Origin of the sequence: Oceanimonas doudoroffii, assembly GCF_002242685.1 — a bacterium.
Classification (GTDB): Bacteria; Pseudomonadota; Gammaproteobacteria; order Enterobacterales; family Aeromonadaceae; genus Oceanimonas; species Oceanimonas doudoroffii.
In genome coordinates this window covers 202,252-217,637 of record NZ_NBIM01000003.1, presented here as the reverse complement: position 1 = coordinate 217,637, position 15,386 = coordinate 202,252, and the positions used below count along the sequence as shown (strand labels likewise).

The following is a 15,386-nucleotide window of genomic DNA, read 5'->3' as shown; positions in this document are numbered from 1 at the left end:
CCCTGCATGCTTACCGCAAATGGAACAAACTCATGCGCTTTTACAAACGAATGGCACCCGTAAAGGTGCTCAGCTTTGATCTGGACGACACCCTCTACGACAACGTGCCGGTGATGACGGCAGCCGAAAACTGGCTGCTGCAGGCGCTGCGTGACGATTACCCCGAGTCCACCCTGCTGGGGGCGGACAACCTGGCGGCGATCAAGCGCCGGCTGATTGCCGAGCAGCCAGAGCTGGCTCACGACGTCAGCGCCTGCCGTCGGCGCGTGCTGGTCGAGGGCCTGCGTCAGCAGGGAGTAGCGGAAGATAAAGCGGAGCAGTTGGCCGAGACCTTTTATCAGGGCTTTCTGGCCGAGCGCGGCAAAATCAAAGTGCCCGAGACCACCCATAACGTGCTGACCACGCTCAAGGAAAAGTACCGGCTGGCGGTGATCACCAACGGCAATATGCCCCTGGAGCACACCGAGCTGGCGCCCTATTTCGAGATTGTGCTCAAGGCCGGCCCCGACGGCCGCATGAAGCCGGCGCCGGATCTGTTTGACCGGCTGGCAGAGCAGGCCGGGGTGAATCACGCCGAGATTTTGCATATTGGCGATCATATTCGCACCGACGTGGCCGGTGCCGTGCATAGCGGCTGCCAGGCGGTGTGGCTTAACGACAACGGCCGTACCGAAGCGGATCTGCAATGCTTGCCCCAGGTTGCCCTGACGCGGTTGGAGCAGCTGCTCGAGCTGTTATAATCGCCAGCGTACTGTAAATATTCCCAGGAGTTGTGATGGATGTATCCAGCCTGCTTGACGGCATGAACGACAAGCAAAGAGAGGCGGTGGCCGCCCCTTCCCAGAACATGCTGGTGCTGGCCGGTGCCGGCAGTGGCAAGACCCGGGTGCTGGTGCATCGCATTGCCTGGTTGATGCAGGTGGAGCAGGTGCCGGCCTCGGGCATACTGGCGGTGACCTTTACCAACAAGGCCGCCGCCGAAATGCGCAGCCGGGTGGAGCAACTGCTCGGTGGCCGCCTGTTCGGCCTCTGGCTGGGCACCTTTCACGGCCTGGCGCACCGGCTGCTGCGGGCCCATCATCTGGACGCCAACCTGCCCCAGGACTTTCAGATCCTCGACTCCGACGATCAGCTGCGCCTGCTCAAGCGTATTCTCAAGAGCATGAACCTGGATGAAAAGCAGTGGCCGCCCCGTCAGGTGGCCGGCTATATCAACGGCCGCAAGGACGAGGGCCTGCGCCCGGGCGACATTCAGGTGCTCAACGATCCCCTGCAAAAGACCTACCGCCAGATCTATCAGGTCTATCAGGACACCTGCGACCGCGCCGGGCTGGTGGACTTCGCCGAGCTGCTGCTGCGGGCCCATGAGCTGTGGTTGTACAAGCCGCACATTCTGGCGCACTACCAGCAACGCTTTCAGCATATTCTGGTGGACGAATTCCAGGACACCAACAGCATTCAGTATGCCTGGCTGCGCATGCTCGCCGGTGACAGCTCCCGCGTCATGATAGTGGGCGACGACGATCAGTCCATTTACGGCTGGCGCGGCGCCCGGGTGGAAAACATTTCCCGCTTTCTGCAGGACTTTCCCGGTGCCGAGACCGTGCGCCTGGAGCAGAACTACCGCTCCACCGGCACCATTCTCAAAGCCGCCAACCGGCTGATTGCCAACAATGCCGAGCGCATGGGCAAGGAGCTGTGGACCGAAGGCACCGAGGGTGAGCCCATTGCCGTATACAGCGCCTTTAACGAAGTGGATGAGGCCCGCTTTGTGGTGGAGCGCATCAAGCAATGGCGTAATCAGGACGGAGCTCTGAGTGAAAGCGCCATTCTCTATCGCAACAATGCCCAGTCCCGGGTACTGGAAGAGGCACTGATTCAGGAGCGCATTCCCTACCGCATCTACGGTGGCCTGCGCTTTTTTGAACGTCAGGAGATCAAGGATGCCCTCGGTTACCTGCGGCTGATTAACAACAGAGGCGACGAGGCCTCGTTTGAGCGTATCGTCAACACCCCCACTCGAGGCATTGGCGAGCGCACGCTTGGGCTAATCCGTGAGGCGGCGCGGGATCGGGAAGTGACCCTGTGGCGGGCGGCCTGGGCGCTGGTGGAAGAAAAGGTGCTTACCGGCAGAGCCGCGGCGGCGGTGAGCCGCTTTATCAATCTGATCAACCAGCTGGAAGACGACACTCGGGAACTGCCGCTGCATGTGCAGACCGACCGCGTGATCGAGCTGTCGGGCCTCAAGGCCATGTATCAGGCGGAAAAAGGCGAGAAGGCCCAGTCCCGGGTGGAAAACCTTGAGGAGCTGGTCACCGCCACTCGGCAGTTCAGCCCGTCGGAAGAAGAGGATATGTCACCGCTGTCGGCATTTTTGTCCCATGCCGCACTGGAGGCGGGCGAGGGCCAGGCGGATCAGTTTGACGACGCCGTGCAGTTGATGACGCTGCACTCCGCCAAGGGCTTGGAATTTCCGCTGGTGTTTATGGTGGGGGTGGAAGAGGGCATGTTCCCCAGCCAGCTGTCGGCGGAAGAAAGCAGCCGGCTGGAGGAAGAACGCCGGCTGGCCTATGTGGGCATGACCCGGGCCATGGCAAAGCTCTATATCAGCCATGCCGAGAGCCGTCGCCTCTATGGCCGGGAAATGTTCCACCGTCCCAGCCGCTTTATCAAGGAGCTGCCCGCCGACTGCCTGGAGGAAATTCGGCTCAAGGCCAAGGTGACCCGCACCATTCCCAATGGCCGCTTCAGCCAGGACCGGGTGCAGGAGACCTTTAACCAGACCGGTTTTCGTCTGGGCCAGCGAGTACTGCATCCCAAGTTTGGCGAAGGCATAGTGCTCAACTTCGAGGGCGCCGGAGCCCAGAGCCGAGTACAGGTCAACTTCGACGACGGCGGCGCCAAGTGGCTGGTGACCGCCTACGCCCGGCTGGAAGCCCTTTAATGGCGATAGGCTGAGGCCATCAGATGGATGGTGAGCCAACCAGCAGCCACAGAATGGAGCCGGCCACCGAGCAGAACAACAGGCCGCACAGGCCGTTAATCGGGCGGCTCCAGGCCTGCAGCCTGAGTTGTATCCGCGGCGAAGACAGCCACCAGGCCAGCAGCACAAACCAGGCAAGGCTCAATGCGAACAGCTCCACCACCAGGGCGGTACGGGTCAGCCAGTTGACGTCGGGCCCCACCAGTGCGGCGAGCAGGCCAATAAAAAACACCAGGGCCTTGGGGTTGAGCAGGTTGGTATTCAGCCCGGTCCAGAAGCCGTTTCCGGACGCCCCACCATTGGCGGCCTTGAGTTCACTGGCCGGCCTGAAGGCCGCCCGCAAGGCGCCCCAACCCATCCATCCCAGATAAATGGCACCCGCCAGCCGCACCAGGGTAAACAGCAACGGGTGTGCCTGAATGAGCAGGCTGATGCCGGTGAGGCTCAGTATGCTGTGCACCAGAATGCCGGTGGCAATGCCCAGCGCCGCGCTCAGGGCGGCTCGTCGCCGGGCCGAAAAGCGCAGCATCAGGGCAATATCCGGGCCCGGGCTCGCCAGCGCGATGAGGTGAATAACGCCTATGGTAATCAGCAGTGAAACGTTCATGAGGGGCTCCGCCTGTGGTGGATGCACAGTGTAAAAGGCGGGCGTTTTACCGGCTTGTAAGTTATTGCATCTGTGCGCGAAAGCGGGCCGGTGTGATGTGATAGGCGTGAACAAAGGCGCGATGAAAATGCGACTGGTCAAAAAAGCCCACCGCCAGTGCGGTGTCGAGCACGGGATGACCGGCGGCCAGCCGTTTCTTGGCGGCCTCCAGCCGCAATCGCTTGAGATAGGCGTGGGGCGTCATGCCCAGGCCGGCCTTGAACTGGCGCAGAAACTGAAAGCGCGACAGGCCCAGCTCGGCAGCCAGTTCGTCCAGCGAATGGGGTTGATCCAGCCCGGCCAGCATGCGCTCCCTGATGCGGGCCAGCAGGGGCCGGGCCAGGGGTGGTGCATCCTGTAACGAAAAACAATCGGCCAGCAGTGCCAGCAGGCTGCTTTCGGCATGCAGGGCGGACGGCTCGGGCAGTTCCAGCTGTCGGTGCAGGGCCAGGGCGTGTTGATAGAGGTGAGGCTGGTGCCGCAGGGGCTGAGTAAAAAAGGGCAGGGGTTGCTCCAGCTCATCGGCCAAATCGGACACCAGCTCGGGCGACAGGGAAAAGACGCGCACGCGAAACCCCGTCTCGTCAAAGCAGTCGCCGTCATGGGCCACATCCGGATTGATCAGTGACAGCTGACCCGGCACCAGCGGCGCCGAGCTGCCTCGGTGAATGAACTTCTGGGCACCGCTTTCCACCAGGCCCAGGTGATAGTCCAGGTGAATGTGGTGGCCATAGCGAAAGCCGGCATGATTCGCCAGGCAAAGTTCCAGGCCGTTCAGGCCCTTGGTTTTCCAGTATCTAACGCTGCTCATGGGCCGATTTTAGCCGATTGACGCTGCCGGGTTTTGTAAAAGATTGCGCCGGGCAGGGTCAGGCCCCGCTTCTTGCCTGTTTCAACCGCCGTCGCTGGCGAATGCCGTCCAGGCTATAGATCACCAGCGCGGTCCAGATCAGGGCAAAGGTAATGGCCTTGTCGAGGGTAAAGGCTTCGCCATAGACCAGCACGCCCAGCAGCAGTGCCAGGCTGGGGGCCAGATACTGAAAAAAGCCCAGGGTCGAGAGCCGCAGCCGGCTGGCGGCACCGGCGAACAGCAACAGCGGCACCGTGGTGACCAGGCCGGCGGCCAGCAGCAGCAGGTTCAGGCCGGCGGGGTTGGCGGTTAGATCGCCGGTGGCGGACTGCAGTCCCCACAGCCACAACAGGGCGGGCACCAGCAACACCGAGGTTTCCAGCAGCAGGCCGGTAAAGGGGTCTACCGGCACCTGTTTGCGAATAAGCCCATAGGTGCCGAACGACAATGCCAGCACCAGCGCCACCCAGGGCAGGCGGCCAAACACCAGCAGCTGCACCAGCACGCCCAGGGCGGCCAGCCCTACCGCCAGCCACTGCAGCGGCCGGTAGCGCTCCTTCAGGAACACCATGCCCAGCACGATATTAAGCAGCGGATTGATGTAATAGCCCAGGCTGGCGTCGAGAATATGATTGTTGTTCACCGCCCAGATAAACACCAGCCAGTTGGTGCCGATCACCAAGGACGAGATCAGCAGCAACAGCAGCAACGCCGGCCGGCGCAACAGGGCCCGCACACGAGTCCAGTAGCCCAGGGCGGTGATCAGCCCCAGCAGCAGCAGGCAGGACCACACCACCCGGTGCGCCAGAATTTCCGGTGCCGGCACCTCGAGCAATTGCTTGAAATAGACCGGGGCCAGGCCCCACAGCAAATAGGCGCACAGGGCGAGCAGGGCGCCACGGGTGGATTGATCCTGTTCCATGTTTATTATCATCGGCGGGGAAAAGCGCAGTGTACTGCCGGTGCCCGGCTCGCATCCAGTAACGGTTGAAACTTTTCGCCGCCGGCCTGCGGTTTATTGTTTCAGCCCCCTGCCTTACAATGCTCGTTCATTTTTGCCCGGCCGACCGTGATGAATCCCGACACCGAAGACACCGCTTCCGTTCCCATTCCCGACACGCCCCACGGCGTGCTGCAGCAGGTGTTCGGTTATCAGGACTTTCGCGACGGCCAGCTGGACATCGTGGAAGCGGCGGTAGCCGGGCGCGATGCCATGGTGATCATGCCTACCGGTGGCGGTAAATCGCTGTGTTACCAGATTCCGGCCCTGCTGCGGCCGGGGCTAACGGTGGTGGTGTCGCCGCTGATCTCGCTGATGAAGGATCAGGTCGACACCCTGGTGGCCAACGGCGTGGCGGCGGCCTACATCAACAGCTCACTCAGCCGCGAAACCATGTTGCGCCACTTTACCGCCCTGCGTCGGGGTGAGATCAAGCTGCTCTATGTGTCGCCGGAGCGGCTGTTGCAGCACGAATTCATGGAGCGCCTGGGCGAACTGAATCTGGCCATGTTCGCCATCGACGAGGCCCACTGCATCTCCCAGTGGGGCCACGACTTTCGCCCGGAATACGCCGAGCTGGGCCGGCTCAAGCAGTGGTTTCCCCACACACCGGTGATCGCGCTCACCGCCACCGCCGACGAAGCCACCCGCCACGACATGCTGAGCCGGCTCAATCTCACCGAGCCACTGATCCACATCGCCAGTTTTGATCGACCCAACATACGCTACACCCTGGTGGAAAAATTCAAGGGGCTGGATCAACTGGTGCGCTATGTGGCCGAACAAAACGGCCAGTGCGGCATCGTCTATTGCTCCAGCCGCAAACGGGTGGAAGAGGTGGCCGAGCGACTGCTGGCCCGGGGCCACAAGGCCGCCAGCTATCATGCCGGTCTGCCCCTGGAGCTGCGCCAGTCGGTGCAGGAGCGCTTTATTCGTGACGATCTCGATATCGTGGTGGCCACGGTGGCCTTCGGCATGGGCATCGACAAGCCCAACGTGCGCTATGTGGTGCACTACGACATTCCCAAGAATATCGAGTCCTACTATCAGGAAACCGGCCGGGGCGGGCGCGACGGCCTGCCCTCTGAAGCCCTGCTGCTCTACGATCCGGGCGACGTGGGCCGAGTGCGGCGCCTGCTGGAAAACAGCGACAACGAGCAGCAGTTGCAGGTGGAGCTGTACAAGCTGAACGTGATGGCGGCCTTTGCCGAGTCGCTGACCTGCCGCCGCCAGGTGCTGCTCAACTACTTTGGCGAATACCAGCGCGAGCCCTGTGGCAACTGTGATATCTGCCTGGACCCCCCCAGGCGCTACGACGGCACCGAAGACGCACAAAAGGCGCTGTCCTGCGTCTACCGCACCGGCCAGCGCTTTGGCGTGCTCTATGTGGTGGAGGTGCTGCGCGGCGCCGACACCCAGCGGGTGCGCGAACATGGCCATGACAAGCTGTCCACCTACGGCATCGGCAGAGACAAGAGCCAGGAGCACTGGGTAAGCGTATTGCGCCAGCTGATCCACTCCGGCCTGCTGACCCAGAACATTACCCGCAACATGGTGTTGCAGCTGACCGAGGCGGCCCGCCCGGTGCTGCGCGGCGAGGTGGCCCTGGAGCTGGCGGAGCCCAGGCTGGCGCGGGTGAAGCAAAAGGACAAGGCGGAAAGCGGCCTGACCCGGGCCGAAGACAGAACCCTGTTCAAGGCATTGCGGCAACTGCGCAAGCAGCTGGCGGAAGAGGCGGATGTGCCGCCCTACGTGGTGTTTAACGACGCCACCCTGACCGAGCTGGCCCGTTACCGGCCCAAAACCGAGGCGGAACTGCTGGGCATCAACGGCGTCGGGGTACGCAAGCTGGAGCGCTTTGGCGAGGCGTTTCTGGCGCTGCTGCGCCGTGAAGGCTGAAGGTACGAAAAAATAAAGGCCCGCCGTGGCGGACCCTGTAACCTTACAGGCCGGCGTAGTAGGCGGCCAGGTCTTCCATGTCCTGATCGGACAGGGGCATGGCCATGGGGGCCATGATGGGGTTGTTGCGCTCGCCGGCCTTGAAGGCCTTCAGCTGACTGACGAGGTAGGCAGCCTTCTGACCGGCCAGGTTGGGGTAGATGTCCATGGTGGAAATACCGTCGGCGCCGTGGCAGGCGGCACACACGGCAGACTTGGCCTTGCCCGCTTCGGCGTCGCCGGCGGCAAAGGCAGGAGCAGCGAACATGGCCATAACGGCGGCGGCTGTCATCAGTTTTTTCATTATTAAACTCCGTTATTATCGAATCTCGAATTGCTTCCTGGCTCAGCTGTTGAGCCGTTGCAGTATAAGTTAAGCTGTGGTTAAAAAGGAAACCCATAGGCGGGCTTCAGGGTGATAATGTGCAATTAGATAATCAGTATGCAAGTTTCACATGGGCTGGAACACCGGTAGCGCCGACCCCGCTTCATTCTCCCCGGTTATTGCTCATCAATCATGACCTTGCCGGCGAACTGGGCATTTCACTCGAGGAGCGTCAGTGGCTGGACATTACCAGCGGTCAGCGGTTGCCGCCGGAAATGACGCCCTTTGCCCAGGTCTATGCCGGTCATCAGTTCGGCGGCTTCAGCCCGCGGCTGGGGGATGGTCGTGCCCTGCTGCTGGGGGAGGTAGTGACCCCGGGCGGCACCCGTTGGGATCTGCACCTCAAGGGCGCCGGCAAGACCCCCTATTCGCGCTTTGGCGACGGTCGTGCCGTGTTGCGCTCGTCGCTGAGGGAATACCTGGCCTCGGAAGCCCTGTACCATCTGCATATTCCCACCACGCGCGCGCTGTGCCTGGTGGGCAGTGACGAACCGGTTTACCGGGAGCAGGTCGAGCCCGGCGCCGCCCTGCTGCGGGCCGCCCTCAGCCACCTGCGCTTTGGCCACTTTGAATATTTCTATTACAGCGGCCAGCCCGAGCACATTCCCGCCCTGCTGGACTACCTGATAGACACCCAGTGGCCGGAGCTGAAACAGCAGCCCCAGGACTATGGCGCCCTGTTTGACCGGGTGGTTACCCGCACCGCCGAGCTGATTGCCCAGTGGCAGGCGGTCGGTTTTTGCCACGGAGTGATGAACACCGATAACATGTCGATGCTGGGCCTGACCCTGGATTATGGCCCTTACGGTTTTCTCGATGCCTATGATCCCGGTCATATCTGCAATCATTCCGACCCTGCCGGCCGTTACGCCTACGATCAGCAGCCGGCGGTAGGGTTGTGGAACCTGCAACGGCTGGCCCAGGCGCTGTCGGGACATATCGAGCTGGACGTGCTGCAAGCGTCGCTGGGGCAATACGAACACCGGCTGCTGACCGCCTATTCCGAGCTGATGCGGCAAAAACTGGGCCTTGAGCAGTGGCATGAAGGCGATCCGGCGCTGTTCCGCGACATGTTCGGCCTGATGGCCGAGCACCGGGTGGATTACAGCTGCTGGTTTCGCAGGCTGGCCCTGCTTGAAGCCGAAGGCGAGCCGCCGGCAAGCCTTATCGCCCTGCTGGCGAAGCCCGAGGCCTGGCATGACTGGTTTGCCCGCTACCGGGCCCGGCTGGCCCTTGAAGGCGGTACTCAGGCCGAGCGCCGGGCACGGATGGACGCCATCAACCCCAAGTATGTGCTGCGTAACCATCTGGCACAGCGCGCGATAGAGCGGGCCGAGCAGGGCGACATGGCCGAGGCCGATACCCTGCTGCGGCTGCTGGCACGGCCCTTTGACGAGCAGCCCGAGTTTAATGATTATGCCGAGCCGGCCCCCGAGTGGGCGGCATCCCTTTGTGTTTCCTGTAGTTCATGACCATGACGCCATTAAAAAGTGAATTCCCCCTGACCATCGACACCTTTCCCGACTGGGCCGCCGAGCTGGCTCAGGAGCTGGAGCTGACCGTGCTGGAGCGGGAAGCCGGCGCCGACTACCACCAGTGGCTGGTGGACTTTGAAGGCAGCCGGTTGTTGGTGTGTTTTCAGCATTACGCCGACTGCGCCTGGCTGCAGCCCCTGGGTGGGCAGGATGAGGCCACGGTCGCCTGGCTGACCGAGCAGTGGAACCGGACGCAAGCCGGAAATTCACTTCAAATAAAGACAAATGATTAAAAAACGACTAGAATGCCGCACTTCGCATTCCGGTTGGTGAATAAATAAACCGCTTGTCGTGTGTTCTGTCCGGAATGGGTTCCCTGACCCCATTAATCAAAAAGGTATCGGATGATTTCTGCCTCTCAATATCGCACCGCGCTGATTCGGCTGTCGCTGTTTCATATCGCGGTGATCGCCGCCAGCAACTACCTGGTGCAGCTGCCCTTTACCCTGTTTGGTTTTCATACCACCTGGGGCGCGCTCAGTTTTCCCTTTATTTATCTGGCCACGGATCTGACGGTGCGTATCTTTGGCGCCGGGCTGGCCCGGCGCATTATTTTCGCGGTGATGTTGCCGGCCCTGGCCAGCTCCTATGTGCTGTCGGTGCTGTTTTTTGAGGCAAGCTATCAGGGCCTGGGGGCACTGGCGGAGTTCAACCTGTTCGTGGCCCGCATCGCCCTGGCCAGCTTTATGGCCTATGTGCTGGGGCAGATCATGGATGTGTCGGTGTTCAACCGGCTGCGTCAGGTGCGCGCCTGGTGGGTGGCGCCCACCTGCTCCACCATTTTCGGCAACCTTATCGATACCCTGGCGTTTTTCAGCCTGGCGTTCTGGCGCTCGCCGGATCCCTTTATGGCCGAGCACTGGGTGGAAATCGCCTGGGTGGACTACGGTTTCAAGCTGGTGTTCAGCCTGGGCCTGTTCGTGCCCGCCTACGGCCTGCTGCTCAAGTACCTGAGCCGCAAGGTGCTGGGCGACGAACAGGCCGCCCTGCAAACCAGTAACTGAGGTGAGGGGTGAGGAGAGAAGAGAGAGGTGTTGTCTCATTGGAGTTCACGCCTCACCCCTCACTCCTCACAAACTGTCACAGCGCCGACAGGGCGTTCACGTCCAGCGCACCGGCGTAGGCCTCCAGATCCGCCATGGCCAGCTCGCTGCCGCGGCCGCTCAGCTGCACCAGGGTGGTGTTGGCCACCAGCATCATCAGTTCCTTGCTGTCTCCTTCCTCCTTGACCATGGCGCTCTGGCCATTGATGCGGCGCACCTTGTAGCCGCTCATGGTGGCCATGCTGGGATTGGTAAACAGCATGGCCATGGTCTGCAGCAGGGGGGAATTCTTGGCGATGGTCATTTCCAGCCGGGCATTGTCCTTGTGGTACTGGCGCGAGGCGTGAATGCCACCGCCAAAGAGCGTTGCTGAGGCGGCCTGGGTATCGGCGTCTTCCGCCTGCCAGCCGGGCAGGGGGGCGGGAAACAGTTCACCCAGCTGGCCGGCCTGCAGCTGGCGTACCAGGGTAGCGGCATAATCGAATTGGGAAGCGGCCTGAGACCATTCCCCGGCCTCGTAGGCACGGGTGCCTTCCTCTATGGCCCGCCGAATTTCGGCATCATCGGCCAGCAGCAGGCCCGGCAACAACAGTCCGGCCCATAACCAGTGCTTGTTCATGGTGTACTCCGCAGTTTTTTCTCAGTGTAGCCAAGGGGGCGGCAAAGGCAGGGAGCAAAAAATGCTCGAAAGGGATAAAAAGGGGTTGCAAGAACAAATGATAACGATTATCGTTACCTTGCTTTCCGAACACAGCCTCCCATTCAGACGTAGGGCACAGGCAGCTTGCGAAGGCACGACATTGCTCACATTGCTTCCAGAGTTTTTAGGCCGGCTTAATGCCGGCCCTTTTTTTATCCGTGTTTGAGCTGCTGCGCTCAGTCATGCTTCGTTGAATTTACATTTCCAGTAGTCGCTTGACCAGTTTGCCAATGCCGGTGTCGGCCTCGGTAATGCTTTGGGCCAGCATATAGGCGGGAGTGGAAATCACTTGATAATGCGCGTCTTCCACCACGTCGGTCACGGCGCAGCCGATGTGCTCGCCGCCCATGGCGGCAAAGGCCTCGGCCACGGCGGCGTCTGTGCCTATGGTGCCCTTGACCCCGGCCGGGTAGACCCGGGGCATCAGCACGGGGGCAATGCAGCAATAGCCGGCGGGCTTGCGGGCCTTGGCAAAGGCCCGGCAGGCGGCCAGCACTTCGTGGTTGACGTCACAGGCGTCGCCCTCAAAGGCGAAATTGCACAGGTTTTTGGCGGCGCCAAAGCCGCCGGGCAGCAGCAGGGCGTCAAAGTCGTCGGCGTTCAGCTCGCTCAGGGGCTGAATGTCGCCCCGGGCGATGCGGGCGGCTTCGGTCAGCACGTTGCGCCGCTCGCCGATTTCCTCGCCGGTGCGGTGATCGATCACATGGTGCTGGGGTTGATCCGGGGCAAAGCACTGGTAGCGGGCACCGTTGCGGGCCAGGTGCAGCAGGCACAGCACGGCCTCGTGAATTTCCGCGCCGTCGTATACGCCACAGCCGCTCAGAATTACGGCAACTTTTTTCATTTCGCTCTCCTTTGGTTGAACGAGTCGGACTTTGTGATTCAGGTCGCCTTGACCGGGCAAAACTGTGCTAGCATTAATCCGGTTAATAATTGTGCACATTGCCTTGTCTGTCGATTTTCCACATTCTCCGATCCCTTATCAAGCCGTGAGATCAAAATGTAAGCTTTTGATCCTAAAGGTTTTGTTTTTATTTTTCGGATCTGTTTCGGATCCTGCCTCCACAGAGTTATCCACAGGCAGGATCCGGCGCCGGCGTGGAGTCCGGCGGCCCGCTGTGGCATGCTAGCGGCCAACGTATCAACGAGAAAGACGCCATGGTTGCCATTCCTGCCAAACCCCTGATCCTGGTCGATGGATCTTCCTACCTCTATCGTGCCTATTTCGCCTCTCAGCAGGCGGATCTGCGCACCAGCGATGGTCGCCCCACCGGTGCCATTCGTGTGGTCACCAACATGCTGCGCAGCCTGCACAAACAGTTTCCCGAGTCTCGTGTGGCGGTGGTGTTCGATGCCAAGGGCAAGACCTTTCGTGATGACATCTATCCGGAATACAAGGCCCAGCGGCCGTCCATGCCCGACGATCTGCGCGAACAGATTAAGCCCATTCACGACATTATTCGCGCCATGGGGCTGCCGTTGCTGATCGAGGAAGGGGTAGAGGCAGACGACGTCATCGGCACCCTGGCCCGGCAGGCCACCGAGCAGCAGCTGGACGTGGTGATCAGCACCGGCGACAAGGACATGGCCCAGCTGGTGTCGAATCATGTGCTGCTGATGGACACCATGAAAAACAGCTTTCTCGATCGGGACGGCGTGGTGGAAAAGTTCGGCGTGCCGCCGGAGTTGATCATCGATCTGCTGGCGCTGGTGGGGGACAAGGTCGACAACATTCCCGGCATGCCCGGCGTGGGCGAGAAGACCGCGCTGGCGCTGCTGCAGGGGCTGGGCTCCATCGACGACATTGCCGCCCATACCGACAAAATCGCCGAGCTGGGCTTTCGCGGATCCAAGTCCTTTGCCGCCAAGTTTGCCGAGCATGAGGAACAGGTGCGGCTGTCCTACACCCTGGCCACCATCAAGACCGATGTGGCGCTGCAGGTGGGCCCGGCCGAGCTGCAACAGGCGGAGCCGAATGTAGAGGCCCTGCGCGCCCTGTATCAGGAATTTGAATTCCGCAACCTGCTGGCCGAGCTGGATTCCGGCGACGAGCAGGAACAGGCACCGGCTGCCCCGGCGCTGGCAACCGACTATCAGACGATCACCGAGCAGGCGCAACTGGACGAATGGATCGCCCGGCTCAAGGCCGCGCCGCTGTTCGCCTTTGATACCGAAACCACCAGCCTCAATTACCGGGATGCCCGAGTGGTCGGCGTGTCATTCGCGGTGGAAGCGGGCCAGGCCGCCTATGTGCCGTTTGGCCACGACTACCTGGATGCGCCCGAACAACTCAGTGAAGAGGCCGTGCTGGGGGCGCTCAAGCCGCTGCTGGAAGACGACAGCCGCATCAAGCTGGGGCAAAACCTCAAGTACGACATTAACGTGCTGAAAAACCACGGCATAGAGCTGAAAGGCGCCCTGCTCGACACCATGCTGGAGTCCTACGCGCTGAATTCGGTGCAGACCCGGCACGACATGGACAGCATGGCGGCGTTCTTTCTCAATCACACCACCACGTCGTTTGAATCTATCGCCGGCAAGGGTGCCAAGCAGCTGACCTTTAACCAGATCCCCCTGGAGCAGGCCGGCCCCTATGCGGCGGAAGACGCCGACATTACTCTGCGGCTGCACCACCACCTGGCGGAAAAACTGGCCGCCGAGCCCGACCTGCAAAGCGTATTCAACGACATCGAGCTGCCCCTGGTGCCGATTCTGGCCAGCATGGAATACACCGGCGTGCGCATCGACGGCAAGCTGCTGGCCACCCAGAGCGACGAGATCGCCAAACGACTCAAGGAGCTGGAGCTGGAAGCCCATGAGCTTGCCGGCGAGCCCTTCAACCTGAGCTCCACCAAGCAGCTGGGTGAGATCCTGTTCACCAAGCTGGAACTGCCGGTGATCAAGAAAACCCCCAAGGGCGCGCCGTCCACCGCCGAGGAAGTGCTGCAGGAGCTGGCGCTGGATTACCCCCTGCCCAAACTGCTGATGGAATACCGGGCCCTGAGCAAGCTCAAGTCCACCTATACCGACAAGCTGCCGCAAATGGTCAACGAGCACAGCGGCCGCATTCATACCTCCTATCATCAGGCCAACACCGCCACCGGGCGGTTGTCGTCGTCGGATCCCAACCTGCAGAACATTCCCATTCGCACCACCGAAGGTCGCCGCATTCGTCAGGCCTTTGTGGCCGAGCCCGGCTACAAGCTGGTGGCGGCGGACTACTCCCAGATTGAGCTGCGCATCATGGCGCACCTGTCTCAGGACAAGGGGTTGCTCGATGCCTTTGCCCATGGCCAGGACATTCACCGTGCCACCGCCGCCGAGGTATTTGGCGTGCCGGTGGATGAGGTCAGCACCGAGCAGCGTCGCCGGGCCAAGGCCATCAACTTTGGCCTGATCTACGGCATGAGCGCCTTTGGCCTGGCGCGTCAGCTGGGCATTGGCCGTAACGAGGCTCAGGACTATATGAACATCTACTTCGAGCGCTATCCGGGCGTGCTGCGCTACATGGAAGACACGCGGGAGCAGGCCAGCGAGCGTGGCTATGTATCCACCCTGTTCGGCCGCCGGCTCTACCTGCCTGAGATCAAGTCCAAAAACGGCGCTCGGCGCAAGGGCGCCGAACGGGCGGCCATCAATGCGCCCATGCAGGGTACCGCCGCCGACATTATCAAGAAGGCCATGGTGCGGGTGAGTGACTGGCTGACCAGGTTGCCCGAGGGCGAAGTGCGCATGCTGATGCAGGTGCACGATGAACTGGTGTTTGAAATTCGTGAAGACAAGGTGGACGCCTACCGGGAGAACATCTGTGCACTGATGCAGCAGGCGGCCACCCTGGATGTGCCCCTGCTGGTGGAAGCCGGGGTGGGAGACAACTGGGATCAGGCTCACTGATCTGGTGTAAAAAAACAGAAATGAAATAAAATTACGGATTGGGGCTTTTCTCGGCCTCGGTTCGAGAGTAAAGTAGCTTCAGGTACAGAGGCAGGGACATCCCTGTCTGACTTTCATTTGTGCATTCGATACGTGACTGCTCAGGCCGCCTTCAGCATGACTGCTGAAGGCGTTTTTTTTGCCTGTTTCAGAATTCCCTGTAACTTGTATACAAAATTAATTTTTTGTAAAAAGGTTACAGTTTTGCTGCCGAAAACCGTTCAGGGCCTCCGCTGGCATTTGGGGGAAGGGCTGGTTATCATCGGACCATTGGTCGGGGAGCCGCAAGGCTGAGACGGCAAGGCGCCGAACCCGTTGAACCTGATCCAGTTGATACTGGCGTAGGGAACCGGCGGCAGATGTCCGATGAGGT

The 15,386-nt window shown here is 61.1% G+C and carries 13 protein-coding genes and 1 riboswitch; of the genes, 7 read left to right on the top strand and 6 right to left on the bottom strand.

From position 1 onward, the window contains the following. Window positions 1-32 precede the first annotated feature (32 nt). Together B6S08_RS11945 and uvrD are read left to right on the top strand one after the other, a co-directional pair. Window positions 33-740: an HAD-IA family hydrolase gene (locus B6S08_RS11945; RefSeq protein ID WP_094201034.1), complete on the top strand. Its 708-nt coding sequence runs from the start codon at window positions 33-35 to the stop codon at window positions 738-740. 35 nt (window positions 741-775) lie between these two features. Further along, the gene (uvrD, locus tag B6S08_RS11940; RefSeq protein WP_094201033.1) at window positions 776-2,944 is read left to right on the top strand and encodes a DNA helicase II; all 2,169 of its coding nucleotides are present in this window, start codon (window positions 776-778) and stop codon (window positions 2,942-2,944) included. Between the two features lie 19 nt (window positions 2,945-2,963). Here the strand turns inward: uvrD and B6S08_RS11935 are convergent, their stop codons facing one another. The 3 genes from B6S08_RS11935 to rarD form a co-directional block, all read right to left on the bottom strand. Next, entirely contained in the window at window positions 2,964-3,590 is a 627-nt protein-coding gene (locus B6S08_RS11935) for a LysE family translocator (protein ID WP_094201032.1), read from the bottom strand. A 61-nt stretch (window positions 3,591-3,651) separates the two neighbouring features. Further along, window positions 3,652-4,440, bottom strand: coding sequence for an AraC family transcriptional regulator (locus tag B6S08_RS11930; protein ID WP_094201031.1), 789 nt, complete (start codon window positions 4,438-4,440; stop codon window positions 3,652-3,654). Window positions 4,441-4,498: 58 nt separating this feature from the next. Then, window positions 4,499-5,401, bottom strand: coding sequence for an EamA family transporter RarD (rarD, locus tag B6S08_RS11925; RefSeq protein WP_094201030.1), 903 nt, complete (start codon window positions 5,399-5,401; stop codon window positions 4,499-4,501). Window positions 5,402-5,551: 150 nt separating this feature from the next. Between rarD and recQ the strand changes: the two genes are divergently transcribed. Continuing rightward, complete coding sequence (gene recQ / locus B6S08_RS11920; protein WP_094201029.1) at window positions 5,552-7,378, top strand: DNA helicase RecQ; 1,827 nt, start codon at window positions 5,552-5,554, stop codon at window positions 7,376-7,378. A gap of 43 nt (window positions 7,379-7,421) precedes the next feature. Here the strand turns inward: recQ and B6S08_RS11915 are convergent, their stop codons facing one another. After that, window positions 7,422-7,721 (bottom strand): c-type cytochrome, encoded by a 300-nt coding sequence (locus B6S08_RS11915; protein ID WP_094201028.1) that lies wholly within the window; start codon window positions 7,719-7,721, stop codon window positions 7,422-7,424. A 119-nt stretch (window positions 7,722-7,840) separates the two neighbouring features. Here B6S08_RS11915 and B6S08_RS11910 point away from each other — a divergent pair, with 119 nt between their 5' ends. From B6S08_RS11910 to B6S08_RS11900, 3 genes are all read left to right on the top strand, one after another. Next, window positions 7,841-9,274: a protein adenylyltransferase SelO gene (locus tag B6S08_RS11910; RefSeq protein ID WP_094201027.1), complete on the top strand. Its 1,434-nt coding sequence runs from the start codon at window positions 7,841-7,843 to the stop codon at window positions 9,272-9,274. 2 nt (window positions 9,275-9,276) lie between these two features. Further along, window positions 9,277-9,570, top strand: a complete 294-nt coding sequence (locus tag B6S08_RS11905) for a DUF3630 family protein (RefSeq protein WP_245849858.1) — start codon at window positions 9,277-9,279, stop codon at window positions 9,568-9,570. 111 nt (window positions 9,571-9,681) lie between these two features. After that, on the top strand, window positions 9,682-10,341 hold the full coding sequence (locus B6S08_RS11900; RefSeq protein WP_094201025.1) for a 7-cyano-7-deazaguanine/7-aminomethyl-7-deazaguanine transporter: 660 nt from the start codon (window positions 9,682-9,684) through the stop codon (window positions 10,339-10,341). A 76-nt stretch (window positions 10,342-10,417) separates the two neighbouring features. Here B6S08_RS11900 and B6S08_RS18480 read toward each other — a convergent pair whose 3' ends face one another. Further along, window positions 10,418-10,999: a hypothetical protein gene (locus B6S08_RS18480; protein WP_094201024.1), complete on the bottom strand. Its 582-nt coding sequence runs from the start codon at window positions 10,997-10,999 to the stop codon at window positions 10,418-10,420. A gap of 277 nt (window positions 11,000-11,276) precedes the next feature. Then, window positions 11,277-11,924, bottom strand: coding sequence for an isoprenoid biosynthesis glyoxalase ElbB (elbB, locus tag B6S08_RS11885; RefSeq protein WP_094201022.1), 648 nt, complete (start codon window positions 11,922-11,924; stop codon window positions 11,277-11,279). Between the two features lie 314 nt (window positions 11,925-12,238). Here elbB and polA point away from each other — a divergent pair, with 314 nt between their 5' ends. Further along, window positions 12,239-14,974, top strand: a complete 2,736-nt coding sequence (gene polA, locus B6S08_RS11880) for a DNA polymerase I (RefSeq protein ID WP_094201085.1) — start codon at window positions 12,239-12,241, stop codon at window positions 14,972-14,974. Between the two features lie 304 nt (window positions 14,975-15,278). Further along, window positions 15,279-15,378, top strand: a riboswitch (TPP riboswitch). Window positions 15,379-15,386 lie beyond the last annotated feature (8 nt).